Origin of the sequence: Micromonospora sp. NPDC047753 (assembly GCF_040642735.1) — a bacterium.
GTDB lineage: Bacteria > Actinomycetota > Actinomycetes > Mycobacteriales > Micromonosporaceae > Micromonospora.
This window is the reverse complement of the sequence record NZ_JBEYSL010000134.1, coordinates 1-14,343: the sequence shown is the minus strand read 5'-3', so window position 1 is coordinate 14,343 and position 14,343 is coordinate 1. Positions and strand designations below refer to the sequence as shown.

Genomic DNA, 14,343 nt, shown 5'->3' with positions numbered 1-14,343 from the left:
CGCTCGTTGCCGGAGCGCTGCGGCGTGGTGGCGGTGCCCACCCAGGTCTTCTACGACGACGTCGACGCGGGCCGGCGGCTGGTCAGGTTCGCCTTCTGCAAGCGCCCGGAGGTGCTGACCGAGGCGGTCAGCCGGCTGCACGCTCTGGGCCCGAGCCGCTGACGTCGATCCGGCACGCCCGGCGGCTGTGGAGCTGATGCCGTAAACGGTTCAGCTCCACAGCGTCCAGCAGAGCTAGGCGACCGGGCTCGCGGTGCGGACCAGCTCGGCGATCCGCTCGGCGACCTCACGGGCTGTCGCCTCGGTGGCCGCTTCGACCATCACCCGGACCAGCGGCTCGGTGCCCGACGGGCGCAGCAGCACCCGGCCGGTCTCCCCCAGCTCCGCCTCGGCCCGCTCGACCTCGGCGCGTACCGCGGGTGCGGCGGCGCCGACGGTCCGGTCGCCGACCGGCACGTTGATCAGCACCTGGGGCAGCTTGGTGACCACCGAGGCCAACTCGGCGAGGGACTGGCCGGTGGCCGCCATCCGAGCCATCAGGTGCAGACCGGTCAGCACCCCGTCGCCGGTGGTGGCGTGCGCGGGCATCACGATGTGGCCGCTCTGCTCACCGCCGAGCGCCAGCCCGGAGGCGCGCAGCTCCTCCAGCACGTAGCGGTCACCGACCTTGGTCTCGATCAGGCGGATGCCCTGCGCGGACATCGCGAGCCGCAGCCCGAGGTTGCTCATCACGGTGGCCACCAGGGTGTCCTGGGTGAGCGTGCCGGCGTCCCGCATGGCCAGCGCGAGGATCGCCATGACCTGGTCGCCGTCCACCTCGTCGCCGTCGGCGGTGACCGCCAGGCAGCGGTCGGCGTCGCCGTCGTGGGCGATGCCCAGGTGAGCGCCGTGCTCGACCACGGCGGCGCGCAGCGCCTCGATGTGGTTGGAGCCACAGTCGTCGTTGATGTTCAGCCCGTCGGGCTCCGCGTGGATGGCGATGACCTCGGCGCCGGCCTCCCGGTAGGCGACGGGGGCGACCTCGGCGGCTGCGCCGTTGGCGCAGTCGACCACGACCTTGATCCCGTCGAGCCGGTGCGGAACGGTGCCCACCAGGTGCTGGACGTAGTGGTCGGCACCGTCGAGCAGGTCGTGCACCCGGCCGACGCCGGCACCGATCGGCCGGTCCCAGGCGGTGGTGGCGTTCGTCTCGACGGCCGCCTCGATCTGCATCTCGATCTCGTCGGGCAACTTGTGCCCGCCGGCGGCGAAGAGCTTGATGCCGTTGTCCGGCATCGGGTTGTGCGACGCGGAGAGCATCACACCCAGGTCGGCCTTGGCCTCGGCGGTGAGGAACGCCACCGCCGGGGTGGGCAGCACACCGACCCGCACCACGTTGGCACCGGCGCTGGTCAGCCCGGCGACCACGGCGGCCTCCAGCATCTCGCCGCTGGCGCGGGTGTCGCGACCGACGACGGCGAGCGGCGGATGACTGCGGTCCGTCTCGGCGAGTGTGTGCGCGGCGGCCACCGCGAGCGCCAGCGCCAATTCCGGGGTGAGATCCGCGTTCGCCCGCCCGCGTACGCCGTCCGTGCCGAACAACCGACCCATACCCGCCAACCTCCGAAAGTGCACTGCCAGTGAGGAGAAAGCGGAACGGCCGACCCACCTCCCCCCGACGAGGGGGAGGCGGACCGGCCGTCCGTCAGAAGTACAACGCGCTGGGAAAGATCAGCGCTTCGAGTACTGGGGAGCCTTACGGGCCTTCTTGAGGCCGTACTTCTTGCTCTCCTTGACCCGGGCGTCACGGGTGAGGAAGCCGGCCTTCTTGAGGGCGGGGCGGTCGTCCGGCTCGTTGATGATCAACGCGCGGGCGATGCCCAGCCGGAGCGCACCGGCCTGGCCGGTGGTGCCGCCGCCACGCAGGTTGGCGATCACGTCGAACTGCTCGAGCTTCTCGGCGGTGACCAGCGGGTCCTTGATGAGCTGCTGGTGCACCTTGCTCGGGAAGTAGGCCTCAAGGTCCTGGCCGTTACAGGTGATCTTGCCGGTGCCCGGGACGATGCGGACCCGGACGATGGCCTCCTTGCGGCGGCCCACGGTCTGGATCGGCCGGTCACCACGAGGCGCGCGGGCGACGGGCGCCGGCGCCTCGGTGGCCTCGGGGGCTTCCGGGGCGACCTCGGTCTCGATGATGTCGGTCATGCTGCTTCCTTCGCCCGCGCTCACTGCGCGATCTGCTTGATCTCGAACGGCACCGGCTGCTGCGCGAGGTGCGGGTGCTCGGCACCGGCGTAGACCTTCAGCTTCTTGATCAGCTGACGGCCGAGCTTGTTGTGCGGGAGCATCCCCTTCACAGCCAGCTCGATGGCCCGCTCGGGACGCTTGGTCAGCAGCTCGTCGTAGCCGATCTGCTTCAGACCACCCGGGTAACCGGAGTGGCGGTAAGCGACCTTGGTCTGGCGCTTGTTGCCGGTCAACGCAACCTTGCCCGCGTTCACGATGACGACAAAGTCGCCCGTGTCGACGTGCGGCGCGAAAGTCGGCTTGTGCTTACCACGCAGCAACGTGGCGGCGTGGGTGGCCAGGCGGCCCAGCACGACATCAGAGGCGTCGATGACGTGCCACTGACGCTCGATCTCACCCGGCTTCGGGCTGTACGTACGCACAGGTCTACCTTGTCTCGTCGTCGGTCTGGGGTCGCGCGCCGAGGTGACCAGATCTAGCAGGCCGGACCAGCGCGCACGAACGACCAAGCGTACCTGAAGGGGCACGCCTCTGGATGTCGTACAACAGCAGGCAACGATACCCGGCGCCCGGTCCGCAGGTCAAAACGGGGGTGCGGTCCCGCGCGGCGACGCGCCGAGGGTGTCTCAGCTCACACGTTGGTGAGTCGACCGGCCCTCGGACGGCGGTAGACCACCCAGGTGACCGCGAAGCACAACGCGTACCAGCCGATGAAGGCCAGGTAGGCGGCGTCGGCGTTGCCCGAGCTGAGGAACGACTGGCGGAACGCGATGTTGACCAGCACCCCGCCGAAGGCGCCGATCGCACCCGCGATGCCGATCAACGCGCCGGTCATCCGCCGCGCCCACCGCGCGGCGGCCTCCGGATCACGCTGACCCGTGGCCACCGCGTCCGCCGACCGGGCCCGGAAGATCGCCGGAATCATCTTGTACGTGGAGCCGTTGCCGACGCCGGAGAAGACGAAGAGGGCGAGGAACCCCGCGAGGTAGAGCCCGAACGAACGCTCCCGGGCCGCGTACAGCACTGTGCTCGCGCCGGCCGCCATCGCCACGAAGTTCCAGAAGGTCACCCGTGCCCCGCCCAAGCGGTCGGCGAGATGACCACCCAGCGGCCGGATCAGCGAGCCGACCAGCGGGCCCAGAAACGTCAGCCAGGCGGCGTCGACCGGGGTCGGGAACCGCTCGGCGAACTGGAGCTGGAGCACCTGCCCGAAGGCGAAACCGAAGCCGATGAACGAGCCGAAGGTGCCGATGTAGAGCAGCGACATCACCCACGTGTGCGGGTCGCGGGCCGCCTCCCGCAACGCGCCCGGCTCGTTGCGCGCCCCGGGCACGGTGTCCAACCAGCGGGCCGCCGCCAGCGCGGCCAGCACGATCAGCGGCAGGTAGACCGCCGGCACCAACCGGGGGTACGCGGCACCAGCGGTGGCAAGGACGGCCAGGCCGACCAACTGCACAGCGGGTACGCCCAGGTTGCCGCCACCGGCGTTGAGCCCGAGCGCCCGCCCCTTGAGCCGCTGTGGGTAGAACAGGTTGATGTTCGCCATCGAGGAGGCGAAGTTGCCACCGCCGACCCCGGTGAGGCAGGCGAGCACCATCAGGGTGGTGTAGGACACGCCGGGTTCCAGCAGCACCGTCATCGGGACCGCGGGCACCAGCAACAGCAGTGCGCTGATGATCGTCCAGCGTCGTCCGCCGAAGCGGGCCACCGCCAGCGTGTACGGCAGTCGCAGCACCGCGCCCAGGGCGGCCGGCACGGCGGTGAGCAGGAATTTCCCGGCCGGATCGATGCCGTACGCGGGGCCGAGGAAGAGCACTGTGACCGACCAGAGACTCCACACCGAGAAGCCGACGTGCTCCGCGAAGATGGAGACCCAGAGGTTGCGCCGGGCGATCGGCGCGCCGGTGGCCTGCCAGAAGTCCGGGTCCTCGGGGCGCCAGTCGTGCAGCGGCTGCCGACGACCGGTGACGGCGGGCGGCTCGGCGGTGACTACGGTGCTGGTGAGCGTGCTCACGGCGGCTCCTCCTCGTCGATGTGACGAGCAGAAACGCTAGGAACGGCCGGTTACCTGGCAGTGCCCGTCGCGGGTCGGGCCGGAAACGGGGATCGCACCACGGGCCGGCGGCGATGGTGAGCACGCCACCGGGGGCGGCGTGCGCAGGGCTGCCCTTCCGGTCAGAGCTGCTGGAGGATGCGCAGCGCCCGACCGACCCGGAGCATGGTCTCGGTGTCGGCGACGTCCACGCACGCGGTGAACCACTTCTTCATGGGCGAGGAGATCCGGTCGGGCATCACCACGTACCGGCCCATCGACACGGCGAGCGGCGAGTCCCGCAGGAGCGATTCCTCGACCACCTCGACCACGATCACGATGGGCACGTCGGTGGAGTTGTAGACGTCCGAGCTGATCACGAGGCCGAGGCGTTCCCGGGCGCCTTCGATGCGCCAGATCTCACCCCTACGCAGCACGCGGCCGTCCGCCGGAGAACAGGTCGTTGACCATGCCCACCTCGCGGGCGTCGGCGAGCGCGGCAGACTCCAGATCCAGGCTGGCGCGGCCCACGGCGGCGGCGTGCGCGGTGAAGACCTCGCGCAGCGCCTTCTCCCGGGCGGCCTGGTCCATCCATGCGGAGAGCGACAGCCCTTCGCGCTTGGCGAACCGCCGCGCCTCCTCGATGGTCTCGTCCGTGAACGAGAGAGTCACCTTGGCAGTCATGCCGAGCAGATTACCCAGAGGTATGACCGACAGTCATCCCTGCGCTCACCGGCTCGTCCCCGGGCGGTGAAACGCACATTCCGTCGGGCTCACCCGGCCCGGCCGCCGAACACCGCGAAGCGCCACTCCTTGAAGTAGCAGTCGACGTCGACCAGGCCCGCCTCGGCGAGCCACCGACACTGGTCGGCCACTGTCGCCGGGCGGTCGTGGCGCATCCGCTCCCGGGAAGCAGCGATCTCGTCGGGGGACGCACCCAGCTCGGTGATCCGTTGCATCCACACCTCGTCGTAGCGCCGGTCCAGTTCCGGCGTCGGGCCGGCCACCTGCTCGGCGTTGACGAACACCCCACCCGGTGCCAACGCGGCGGCGGCGCGCCGGTAGAGCACGCGCTTGCCGGCGTCGTCCAGGTGGTGGATCGCCAGCGCGCTGACCACCGCGTCGTACCGGCCCGGCGGCAGTTCGTCGGCCAGGTCGGCGTGGACCGTTCGGTGTGGCACGGACCGCGCGTCCAGCTGGTCGGTGGCGCGGGCGAGCATCGCCGGCGCTCCGTCCACCAGGGTCAGCCGGACTCCGGGCACCGCCGCGGCGAGCAGCAACGAGAGCAGGCCGGTGCCCGCGCCCAGGTCCAGAACCTGCGGGGTACGCCCGGCGGCGAGCGCGGCCCGCAACGGCGGCGCGGCCACCTGGACGGCGGTGCCGTAGAAGCTGTCGAAGCACGGCACCAGCCGCCTGCGCGCCTCGTCGTACGTGCCGGCCACGGCGTCGAAGACGTCCGTCACGCTCATCGCGGTCTCCCAAAAAGTGAGACGATTTTCCCACATTATAAGCACTGCGGCGGCGACGGCGCGGCTGGCGGGCGAGGTCCTGCACCGGACCCGCGCCGCGAGTGCGCAGTTCCTGCGTCCGATCTTCGTCCGCGTGATTCGCGTTCGCGACTGGCCGACGTACGACGGGTGGCTGTGGATCGACGGTTACGAGCTGGCCGCGAACGGTGACGCGGTCGCGCCGGTCGCTGTCCGTGATGCCCGCGGGCCTGATCTGGCCGGGCCCGCCCCGCCCCGCCGCCCCGCCGGCCCGTCGCCCGCACGCCCGTCAGGCGCGGTCCGGTGAGGGTCGGATGAGCCGCCGCCCTCGTCCGCACCATCCGATGCGACCGTCGTGGCTCTGCCGTAACTGCGCCGCTGCCTGGCCGTGTTCGCCGGCTCGGCTTCACCTCACGACCGAGTTCTACGGCCACTCGATCGCCCTGGCGTTCTACCTGGCAGCGAACATGCAGGACGCGTTCGACGACCTGTACTCCCTGGGGGTTCGCCCCGACCTGCGAGCACTTCACGCCCGGTTTCTGGGCTGGCTGCCAGTGACCCGGCGCCCACACCGCGCCGACCTGCCCTGACGGCACCCAGGAGGTGAGGCGTGTTGTCGCTTCAGAGCTGATGTCGCGAACGAATCGACCACCGGTGTCGTCGGCGATTCAGCTCCACAGGATCCGACCCGCACCCTCCAACGCGCTCGCTGCCCCTGTGCGGTGTGAGCCCCACTTGACAGGACCGAAACAGAAGGGACCCGGACCGGAAACCGCCCGGCGGCACGCTTTCCCGACATGACAGACGGTGCACGGTCGGCGACTCCACCGGGGCTGACGCCCCGGGAAGTGGCGACGCACTGCCCGTACTGCGCACTGCAGTGCGGGATGACACTGCGCGCTGACGACACCGGTGTGACGGTCCACCCGCGCCAGTTCCCCACCAACCGGGGCGGGCTCTGCCAGAAGGGGTGGACCGCCGCCGAACTACTCGACCACCCGGATCGGCTGACCACTCCGCTGGTGCGCGACGCGGCCACCGGCGAACTGCACCCGGCGAGCTGGGACACCGCACTCGACCGGGTGGTCGCCGGCATCCGCGCCGTCCAGGACGACGCCGGCCGGGACGCGGTCGCCGTCTTCGGCGGTGGTGGCCTGACCAACGAGAAGGCGTACGCGTTGGGGAAGTTCGCCCGGATCGGGCTGCGCACCAGGCACATCGACTACAACGGACGGTTCTGCATGTCCTCGGCGGCGGCCGCCGGGATGCGGGCCTTCGGCATCGACCGCGGGCTGCCGTTCCCCCTCGCCGACCTGGGACGGGCCGACACGCTGCTGCTGGTCGGAGCGAACCCGGCGGAGACCATGCCGCCGCTGGTGCGCTGGCTCACCGAGCAGCGCCGCAACGGCGGGAAACTGATCGTCGTCGACCCCCGGGTCACCGCCACCGCCCGCCAGGCAGACCTGCACCTGCAACCGCTGCCCGGCACCGACCTCGCGGTGGCCAACGCGCTGCTGCACATCGCTCTCACCGAAGGTTGGGTCGACCGGGCCTACGTGGCCGACCGCACCACCGGATTCGACGCGGTCCGCCGAGGCGTCGCCGCCTGGTGGCCGGCCCGCGCGGAACAGCTCTCCGGGGTGCCGGTGGCCGACCTGGAGGCGACCGCCCGAGCGCTGGGCACCGGCGGTCGCGTGATCATCCTGACTGCGCGCGGCGCCGAGCAGCACGCCAAGGGGGTGGACACCGTCACCGCGTACGTCAATCTCGCTCTCGCCCTCGGTCTGCCCGGCCGCGACGGTTCGGGGTACGGCTGCCTCACCGGCCAGGGCAACGGCCAGGGCGGGCGGGAGCACGGGCAGAAGGCCGACCAGCTCCCCGGCTACCGGCGGATCGACGACCCGGCGGCCCGCGAGCACGTGGCCGGGGTCTGGGGCGTGCCGGCCGACGAACTGCCCGGCCCGGGAGTGCCCGCCTACAAACTGCTCGACTCGCTCGGCGCCCCTGGTGGCCCGCGCGCGTTGCTGGTGTTCGGGTCGAACCCGGTGGTCTCGGCACCCCGGGCGGCCCGCATCGAGGGCCGGCTGCGCGACCTCGACCTGCTTGTCGTCGCGGACCTCCTGCTCTCCGAGACGGCCGCGCTGGCGGACGTGGTGCTGCCCACCGCGCAGTGGGCCGAGGAGGACGGCACCATGACCAACCTGGAAGGTCGGGTGCTGCGTCGGCGCGCGCTACGGCCGCCCCCGCCGGGCGTCCGCACCGACCTCGCCATCATCTCCGACCTGGCGGTGCGGCTGGCAGCCGCCGAGGCGCCCACCGCCCAACCGGCCGACACGGCACCGGCAGACGCCGCACCAGCGAGCCCCGGACCGGCCGGCGTGGCGTTGGCCGACACGCGACCGGAAGCCGTGGCGGCGGCTCGGTTCCCGGCCGACCCGGCTGTCGTCTTCGCCGAGCTGCGCCGTGCCTCCGCTGGCGGGGCCGCCGACTACGCCGGCATCAGCTGGGACCGGATCGACGCCGAAGACGGGGTCTACTGGCCGTGTGCGACCGAGGACGGGCCGGACACGCCCCGACTCTTCGCCACGAGGTTCGCCACCCCGGACGGCCGGGCCCGCTTCCACCCCGTCGACCATCGGCCGGCCGCCGAGGAGGTCTGCGCCACGTACCCGCTGCACTTCACCACCGGTCGGGTGCTGGCGCAGTACCAGTCGGGCACCCAGACCCGACGGGTTGCGGCGCTCCGCCGTGCCGCCCCGGAGGCGTTCGTCGAACTGCACCCCGACCTGGCCACCCGGCTGGGCATCGACGACGGCGACCCGGTGCGGGTCACCTCGCGCCGAGGGGAGTTCCGCGCGCCGGCCCGGCTCAGCGCCGGGATCCGACCCGACACCGTGTTCGCCCCGTTCCACTACGCGGGGGCGGGACGCGCCAACTCGGTGACGAACGACGCGGTGGACCCGATCTCCGGGATGCCCGAGTTCAAGATCTGCGCGGTCCGGGTGGAGAAGGCATGACCGCCCGGGTGGTCATCGTCGGCAACGGGATGGCGGGCGCGCGCCTCGCCGGTGAGCTGCACGCCCGGGAGGGAGACCGGAAGGTCACAGTCCTCGGGGCCGAGCCGCACCGCGCGTACAACCGGATCCTGCTCTCCACACTGCTGGCCGGCCGGATCGACGAGCCGGACGTGGAGCTGACCGAAGCCGCCGGGCACGGCGTCGACCTGCGCAGCGGCGTACCGGTGACCGCCGTCGACAGGTCCGCCCGGGAGGTCCGCACCGACGACGGCGAACGAATCGGATACGACCACCTGGTGCTCGCCACCGGCGCCCGTGCGGTGGTGCCGCCACTGCCCGGCCTCGACCCGGCGAACCTGCCGGAGCGGGTGGTGCCCTTTCGGACCCTGGACGACTGCCGGCGGATCCTCGCCGCGGCGGACGGCGCTCGCAGCGCACTGGTGCTCGGCGGCGGGTTGCTCGGCCTGGAAGCCGCCCGAGGGCTGGCCACCCGAGGGCTGGCCACCACTGTCGTGCACCCGCGAGAACACCTGATGGAACGGCAACTGGACCCGACCGCCGGCGCGGTGCTCGCGGGCACGCTCGCCGGTTTCGGCGTCACCGTCCAACTGGGGGTTTCGGCGACCGGCGTGGTCGCGGACGCCAGCGGCGTCCGCCTCGACCTCGCCGACGGCCGGACGCTCCGCGCCGACCTGCTGGTGCTCTCCTGTGGCGTACGCCCGGACACCACACTCGCGCAGGCCGCCGGCCTGATCGTGCGGCGCGGCGTGGTGGTGGACGACCGGCTGCGCACCAGCGACCGGTCCATCTCGGCGATCGGCGACTGCGCCGAGCACGACGGCCTGCTCACCGGGCTGGTCGCGCCCGCCTGGGCCCAGGCCCAGGTGCTCGCGGACGTACTGAGCGGCACGGACCCACTGGCCCGGTACCGGCCCCGGCCGGTGGTGACCCGACTGAAGGCCGCCGGGATCGACCTGGCCTCGATGGGTGACGCGGCCGGTGGCGGACCGGGCGAGGAGTTGACGTTCGCCGACCCGACCCGGGGCACCTACGCCCGGTTGCGGATCCGGGACGAGCGGCTGATCGGCGCGATCCTGCTCGGCGACAACCCGGCGGTCGGCACGGTGATCCAACTCTTCGACCGTGCCCAGCCGGTGCCGAGTGACCGCCGGGCGCTGCTGCTCGGCCGGGCGCTCGGCACGGTCGGCGCGACGCCGGCCGCCTCACCGGCGCTGATGCCGGACGCGGCCACGGTCTGTCAGTGCAACACGGTGAGCAAGGGCGCACTGGTCAGAAGCTGGCGCTCCGGCGCCCGGACCGTCGATGCGGTGGTGGCCGCGACCCGGGCCGGCACCGGATGCGGCGGATGCCGGGACGCGGTGAGCGGCATCGTCGACTGGCTGAGCCAGGCGGAATCGGTGGAGGTGACGCGATGAGCGGCGGCGAACTGATCGTCATCGGCAACGGCATGGTCGGGCAGCGTTTCGTGGACGCGCTGCGCGCCCGTGACCCACAGGGCGACTGGCGGGTGACGGTGCTGGCCGAGGAGGGGCGCCCGGCGTACGACCGGGTGCGGCTCTCGGCGTACTTCGACGGGGTCAGTGAAAGCGAACTCAACCTGCACACCCCACACGACGGGGTGCGGCTGCGCCTCGGCGAGCCGGCCACCGCCGTCGACCGGGACCGCCAGGTGGTGACCACCGCCGTCGGCGAATACCGCTACGACGCGCTGGTGCTCGCCACCGGGTCGTACGCGTTCGTGCCGCCGGTGGCCGGCACGGAGCTGCCCGGGGTCTTCGTCTATCGGACCCTCGACGACCTGGCGGCGATCCGGGCGTACGCGCGGGGCCGACGGGTCGGCGCGGTGATCGGTGGTGGGCTGCTCGGCCTGGAGGCCGCCAATGCCCTGCGACTGCTCGGCCTCAGCACCGACGTGGTCGAGTTCGCGCCCCGGCTGATGCCGGTGCAGGTGGACCAGGCCGGCGGCGCGATGCTCCGCCGCTACGTCGACGAACTGGGCGTACGGACCCATCTCGGGGTGGCGACCACAGCGATCCGGCCCGGCCCGGACGGCGGCGTCGCGGCCCTGGAACTGTCCGACGGCACCGCCCTCGACGCCGAGCTGGTGGTGGTGGCCGCCGGCATCCGGCCCCGGGACCAGTTGGCCCGGGACGCCGGTCTGCCGCTGGGCCCGCGCGGCGGGGTGCTGGTCGACGAGACCTGTCGTACCGCCGACGAGCGGATCTGGGCCGTCGGAGAGTGCGCGGCGGTCGACGGCACCTGCCACGGTCTGGTCGCGCCGGGGTATGCGACGGCCGAGGTGGTGGCCGATCGGCTGGTCGGTGGCGCGGCGACCTTCCCCGGCGCGGACACCGCCACCAAACTCAAGCTGCTCGGGGTCGACGTGGCCTCGTTCGGCGACGCCCACGGCACGACCGAGGGCTGCCTGGACGTCACGTTCACCGACCCGGCCACCCGGGTCTACGCGAAGCTGGTCCTCTCCGACGACGCGCACACACTGCTCGGCGGGGTGCTGGTGGGTGACGCCAGCGCGTACCCGACGCTGCGGGCCAGCGTGGGCGGCCCGCTGCCGGCCGCGCCGTTGGCGCTGCTCGCTCCGGACGGCGGCGGCGCGGACGCCGGGGCGCTGCCCGCCGCCGCGCAGGTCTGCTCCTGCAACGCGGTGACCCGGGGCGATGTGGACGCCGCCATCGCCGACGGTTGCGCGGACGTGCCGGCGTTGAAGGCGTGCACCCGGGCCGGCACCAGCTGCGGCTCCTGCGTGCCGATGCTGAAGCAGCTCCTGGACGCGGCCGGGGTGGCGCAGTCCAGCGCGCTCTGCGAGCACTTCGACGTCAGCCGGCGGGAGCTGTTCGAGATCGTCCGCGTCCGCGGCATCCGCACCTTCTCCCGGCTGGTCGCCGAGCACGGTCGGGGCCGCGGCTGCGACATCTGCAAACCGGTGGTGGCGTCCATCCTCGCCTCGCTGGGCAGCGGGCACGTGCTCGACGGCGAACAGGCGTCGTTGCAGGACACCAACGACCACTTCCTGGCCAACCTGCAACGCGACGGCAGCTACTCGGTGGTGCCCCGGATCCCGGGCGGCGAGATCACCCCGGAGAAGCTGATCGTGATCGGCGAGGTCGCCCGGGACTTCCAGCTCTACACGAAGATCACCGGCGGGCAGCGGATCGACCTGTTCGGGGCGCGGGTCGAGCAGCTGCCGCAGATCTGGCGGCGGCTGGTCGACGCCGGCTTCGAGTCCGGGCACGCGTACGGCAAGGCGCTGCGCACTGTGAAGTCGTGCGTGGGCGAGACCTGGTGCCGGTACGGGGTGCAGGACTCGGTGGGCCTGGCCGTCGCGCTGGAGCTGCGCTATCGCGGACTGCGTGCTCCACACAAGCTGAAGTCGGCGGTCTCCGGTTGCGCCCGGGAGTGCGCGGAGGCACGCAGCAAGGACTTCGGCATCATCGCCACCGAGACCGGCTGGAATCTCTACGTCGGCGGCAACGGCGGTTTCCGACCCCGGCACGCCGACCTGTTCGCCACCGACCTGACCACTGACGCCCTGATCAGGCTGATCGACAGGTTCCTCATCTACTACATCCGCACCGCCGACCGGCTGCAACGCACCGCCGGCTGGATCGAGGCGATGGACGGTGGCCTGGACCACCTGCGCTCGGTGATCGTGGACGACTCGCTCGGGCTCTGCGAGGACCTTGACGCGGCGATGGCCCGACACGTCTCGTCGTACTCCGACGAGTGGCGCGACGTCCTGGACGACCCGGATCGGCTGCGCCGCTACACCTCCTTCGTCAACGCCCCCGACGTACCCGACCCGTCGATCACCTTCATCCGGGAACGCGGCCAGCCGGTTCCCGTACGCGACCAGTCCCCGACCGGATCCGAGGCGACCAACGGTCACCGTCGGCAACCGGTCACCCTCGGCCTACCGGAGGTACGGCGATGACCCAGACCCTCACGCTGACCTGGACCACCGTCTGCCCGCTCGACCGGTTGGAACCGGACCGGGGCGTCGCCGCACTGGTCGACGGGGTGCAGATCGCTCTCTTCCGGACCGCCGACGAGCTGTTCGCGATCGACAACCGCGATCCGGTCTCCGGGGCGTACGTGCTGTCCCGGGGCATCGTCGGCAGCCGCGGCGGCGTGCCGACCGTCGCGTCACCGCTGCACAAGCAGGTGTACGACCTGCGCAGCGGGCACTGCCTCGACCTGCCCGGGGTGGCGGTGGCTCGGCACGACGCACGGTGCCGCGACGGGCTGGTCGAGGTGCGGCTGCGACAGGAGGGTTGATGCGCGAAGAACTGGCGGGCTTCACCATCGGGGTGACCGCCGACCGGCGGCGCGACGAGTTGGCCGCGCTGCTCGAACGGCGGGGCGCCCGGGTGGTGCTCGCCCCGGCGCTGCGGATCGTGCCGCTGTCCGACGACACCGAACTGCGCGAGGCGACCCGCGCCTGCCTCGACCAACCGCCGGACATCCTGATGGCCAACACCGGCATCGGCATGCGCGGCTGGTTGGAGGCGGCCGAGGGCTGGGGGCTGGCCGAGCCACTGCGCTCCGTGCTGGCCAGCTCGTACGTGGTGGCGCGCGGCCCGAAGGCACGCGGTGCGATCCGGGCGGCCGGGCTGCACGACCAGTGGTCACCCGCCTCGGAGAGCTGCGACGAGGTGGTCGAGCACCTGCGCCGGCGTGGCGTCGCCGGGCAGGTCATCGCCATGCAGCTGCACGGCGAGCGGCAACCCGAGTGCACGCTCGCGTTGGAGGCGGCGGGCGCCACTGTCATCGAGGTGCCGGTCTACCGCTGGGCGCCGCCGACCGATCCGGCGCCGCTGCACCGGCTGATCGATCTGATCGCCGGTCGGCTGGTGGACGCGGTGACGTTCACCTCGGCACCGGCGGCCGAGGCGTTGCTGCGGGCCGCCGGCGACCGTACCGACGCGGTGCTGTCGGCGTTGCGCAGCGACGTGCTGGCGAGCTGCGTCGGGGCGGTGACCGCCGAGCCGCTGCTGCGGCACGGGGTGCCGGTGAGCGCGCCCGGCCGGGCCCGGTTGGGCGCACTGGTGCGGACCATCGTCGACGAGCTGCCCCGCCGGACCGTGACGTTCAAGGCCGGCGGGCACCTGCTCACGTTGCGCGGGCACGCCGCGGTGATCGACGGCGAGCTGCGGCCGCTCGCGCCCGCGCCGATGGCGGTGCTGCGGGCGCTGGCCCAGACCCCGGGTCGGGTGTTGTCCCGCACGGCGTTGCTGAGGACCCTGCCCCGGGGCGCGGACGAGCACGCCGTCGAGATGGCCGTCGCCCGGCTCCGGGCCGGGCTGCGCGCGCCCCGCGTGGTGCAGACCGTGGTGAAGCGCGGCTACCGGCTGCGGGTCGACTAGGGCGTGCGGAGTCCCCGGTCGGGCCGAGGGCACTGCCACACGCCCTAAACTCGTCACGGCCGGCCGTAGCCTGCCGGCCGTGACGCGACGTTTCAGCCGACCGGCGTCGGGAAGCCCCGCCCGTGCTCGGACTGGAGCCGGAGCATGGCGTGCTCGACCACCGTCACCAGCACCTGCTT

The 14,343-nt window shown here is 72.4% G+C and carries 14 protein-coding genes and 2 pseudogenes; 8 read left to right on the top strand and 8 right to left on the bottom strand.

Annotation, left to right across the window (positions count from 1 at the left end):
* A pseudogene (locus ABZ749_RS14145) lies at window positions 1-162 on the top strand (aminotransferase); the annotation flags it as partial.
* Between the two features lie 72 nt (window positions 163-234).
* Here the strand turns inward: ABZ749_RS14145 and glmM are convergent.
* From glmM to ABZ749_RS14110, 7 genes are all read right to left on the bottom strand, one after another.
* The gene (gene glmM, locus ABZ749_RS14140) at window positions 235-1,590 is read right to left on the bottom strand and encodes a phosphoglucosamine mutase (protein WP_091402319.1); all 1,356 of its coding nucleotides are present in this window, start codon (window positions 1,588-1,590) and stop codon (window positions 235-237) included.
* A 120-nt stretch (window positions 1,591-1,710) separates the two neighbouring features.
* Window positions 1,711-2,184 carry a 30S ribosomal protein S9 gene (gene rpsI, locus ABZ749_RS14135; protein ID WP_112626216.1) on the bottom strand — a complete coding sequence of 158 codons (474 nt, stop codon included), beginning with the start codon at window positions 2,182-2,184 and terminating at the stop codon, window positions 1,711-1,713.
* Window positions 2,185-2,204: 20 nt separating this feature from the next.
* Window positions 2,205-2,648 carry a 50S ribosomal protein L13 gene (gene rplM, locus ABZ749_RS14130; protein WP_053653864.1) on the bottom strand — a complete coding sequence of 148 codons (444 nt, stop codon included), beginning with the start codon at window positions 2,646-2,648 and terminating at the stop codon, window positions 2,205-2,207.
* A 209-nt stretch (window positions 2,649-2,857) separates the two neighbouring features.
* Window positions 2,858-4,240, bottom strand: coding sequence for a nitrate/nitrite transporter (locus ABZ749_RS14125; protein WP_357199086.1), 1,383 nt, complete (start codon window positions 4,238-4,240; stop codon window positions 2,858-2,860).
* A gap of 161 nt (window positions 4,241-4,401) precedes the next feature.
* Window positions 4,402-4,695 (bottom strand): hypothetical protein, encoded by a 294-nt coding sequence (locus tag ABZ749_RS14120; RefSeq protein ID WP_112676883.1) that lies wholly within the window; start codon window positions 4,693-4,695, stop codon window positions 4,402-4,404.
* Window positions 4,685-4,942, bottom strand: coding sequence for a DUF6364 family protein (locus ABZ749_RS14115; protein WP_091403518.1), 258 nt, complete (start codon window positions 4,940-4,942; stop codon window positions 4,685-4,687). Before ABZ749_RS14115 ends, ABZ749_RS14120 begins: the two co-directional genes overlap by 11 nt.
* An 89-nt stretch (window positions 4,943-5,031) precedes the next feature.
* Entirely contained in the window at window positions 5,032-5,727 is a 696-nt protein-coding gene (locus ABZ749_RS14110; protein ID WP_357199084.1) for a methyltransferase domain-containing protein, read from the bottom strand.
* Between the two features lie 64 nt (window positions 5,728-5,791).
* On the opposite strand from ABZ749_RS14110, the gene ABZ749_RS14105 reads away from it, so the two are divergent.
* The 7 genes from ABZ749_RS14105 to ABZ749_RS14075 all read left to right on the top strand — a co-directional run bounded on the left by ABZ749_RS14105 (window position 5,792) and on the right by ABZ749_RS14075 (window position 14,164).
* Entirely contained in the window at window positions 5,792-6,052 is a 261-nt protein-coding gene (locus ABZ749_RS14105; protein ID WP_357227470.1) for a hypothetical protein, read from the top strand.
* A 37-nt stretch (window positions 6,053-6,089) separates the two neighbouring features.
* Window positions 6,090-6,335, top strand: coding sequence for a hypothetical protein (locus tag ABZ749_RS14100; RefSeq protein ID WP_357227466.1), 246 nt, complete (start codon window positions 6,090-6,092; stop codon window positions 6,333-6,335).
* A gap of 207 nt (window positions 6,336-6,542) precedes the next feature.
* A complete protein-coding gene (locus ABZ749_RS14095) occupies window positions 6,543-8,762 on the top strand; it encodes a molybdopterin oxidoreductase family protein (RefSeq protein ID WP_357227463.1) in 2,220 nt (739 codons plus the stop codon).
* Window positions 8,759-10,198 (top strand): FAD-dependent oxidoreductase, encoded by a 1,440-nt coding sequence (locus tag ABZ749_RS14090; protein WP_357227460.1) that lies wholly within the window; start codon window positions 8,759-8,761, stop codon window positions 10,196-10,198. Before ABZ749_RS14095 ends, ABZ749_RS14090 begins: the two co-directional genes overlap by 4 nt.
* Window positions 10,195-12,732 carry a nitrite reductase large subunit NirB gene (gene nirB, locus ABZ749_RS14085; protein WP_357227457.1) on the top strand — a complete coding sequence of 846 codons (2,538 nt, stop codon included), beginning with the start codon at window positions 10,195-10,197 and terminating at the stop codon, window positions 12,730-12,732. The genes ABZ749_RS14090 and nirB overlap by 4 nt, the downstream gene beginning before the upstream one ends.
* Window positions 12,729-13,076: a nitrite reductase small subunit NirD gene (nirD, locus tag ABZ749_RS14080; RefSeq protein WP_357227454.1), complete on the top strand. Its 348-nt coding sequence runs from the start codon at window positions 12,729-12,731 to the stop codon at window positions 13,074-13,076. Before nirB ends, nirD begins: the two co-directional genes overlap by 4 nt.
* Window positions 13,076-14,164, top strand: a complete 1,089-nt coding sequence (locus ABZ749_RS14075; protein ID WP_357227451.1) for a uroporphyrinogen-III synthase — start codon at window positions 13,076-13,078, stop codon at window positions 14,162-14,164. The genes nirD and ABZ749_RS14075 overlap by 1 nt, the downstream gene beginning before the upstream one ends.
* Before the next feature lie 92 nt (window positions 14,165-14,256).
* Here the strand turns inward: ABZ749_RS14075 and ABZ749_RS14070 are convergent.
* Window positions 14,257-14,343, bottom strand: a pseudogene (locus tag ABZ749_RS14070) (ATP-binding protein); the annotation flags it as partial.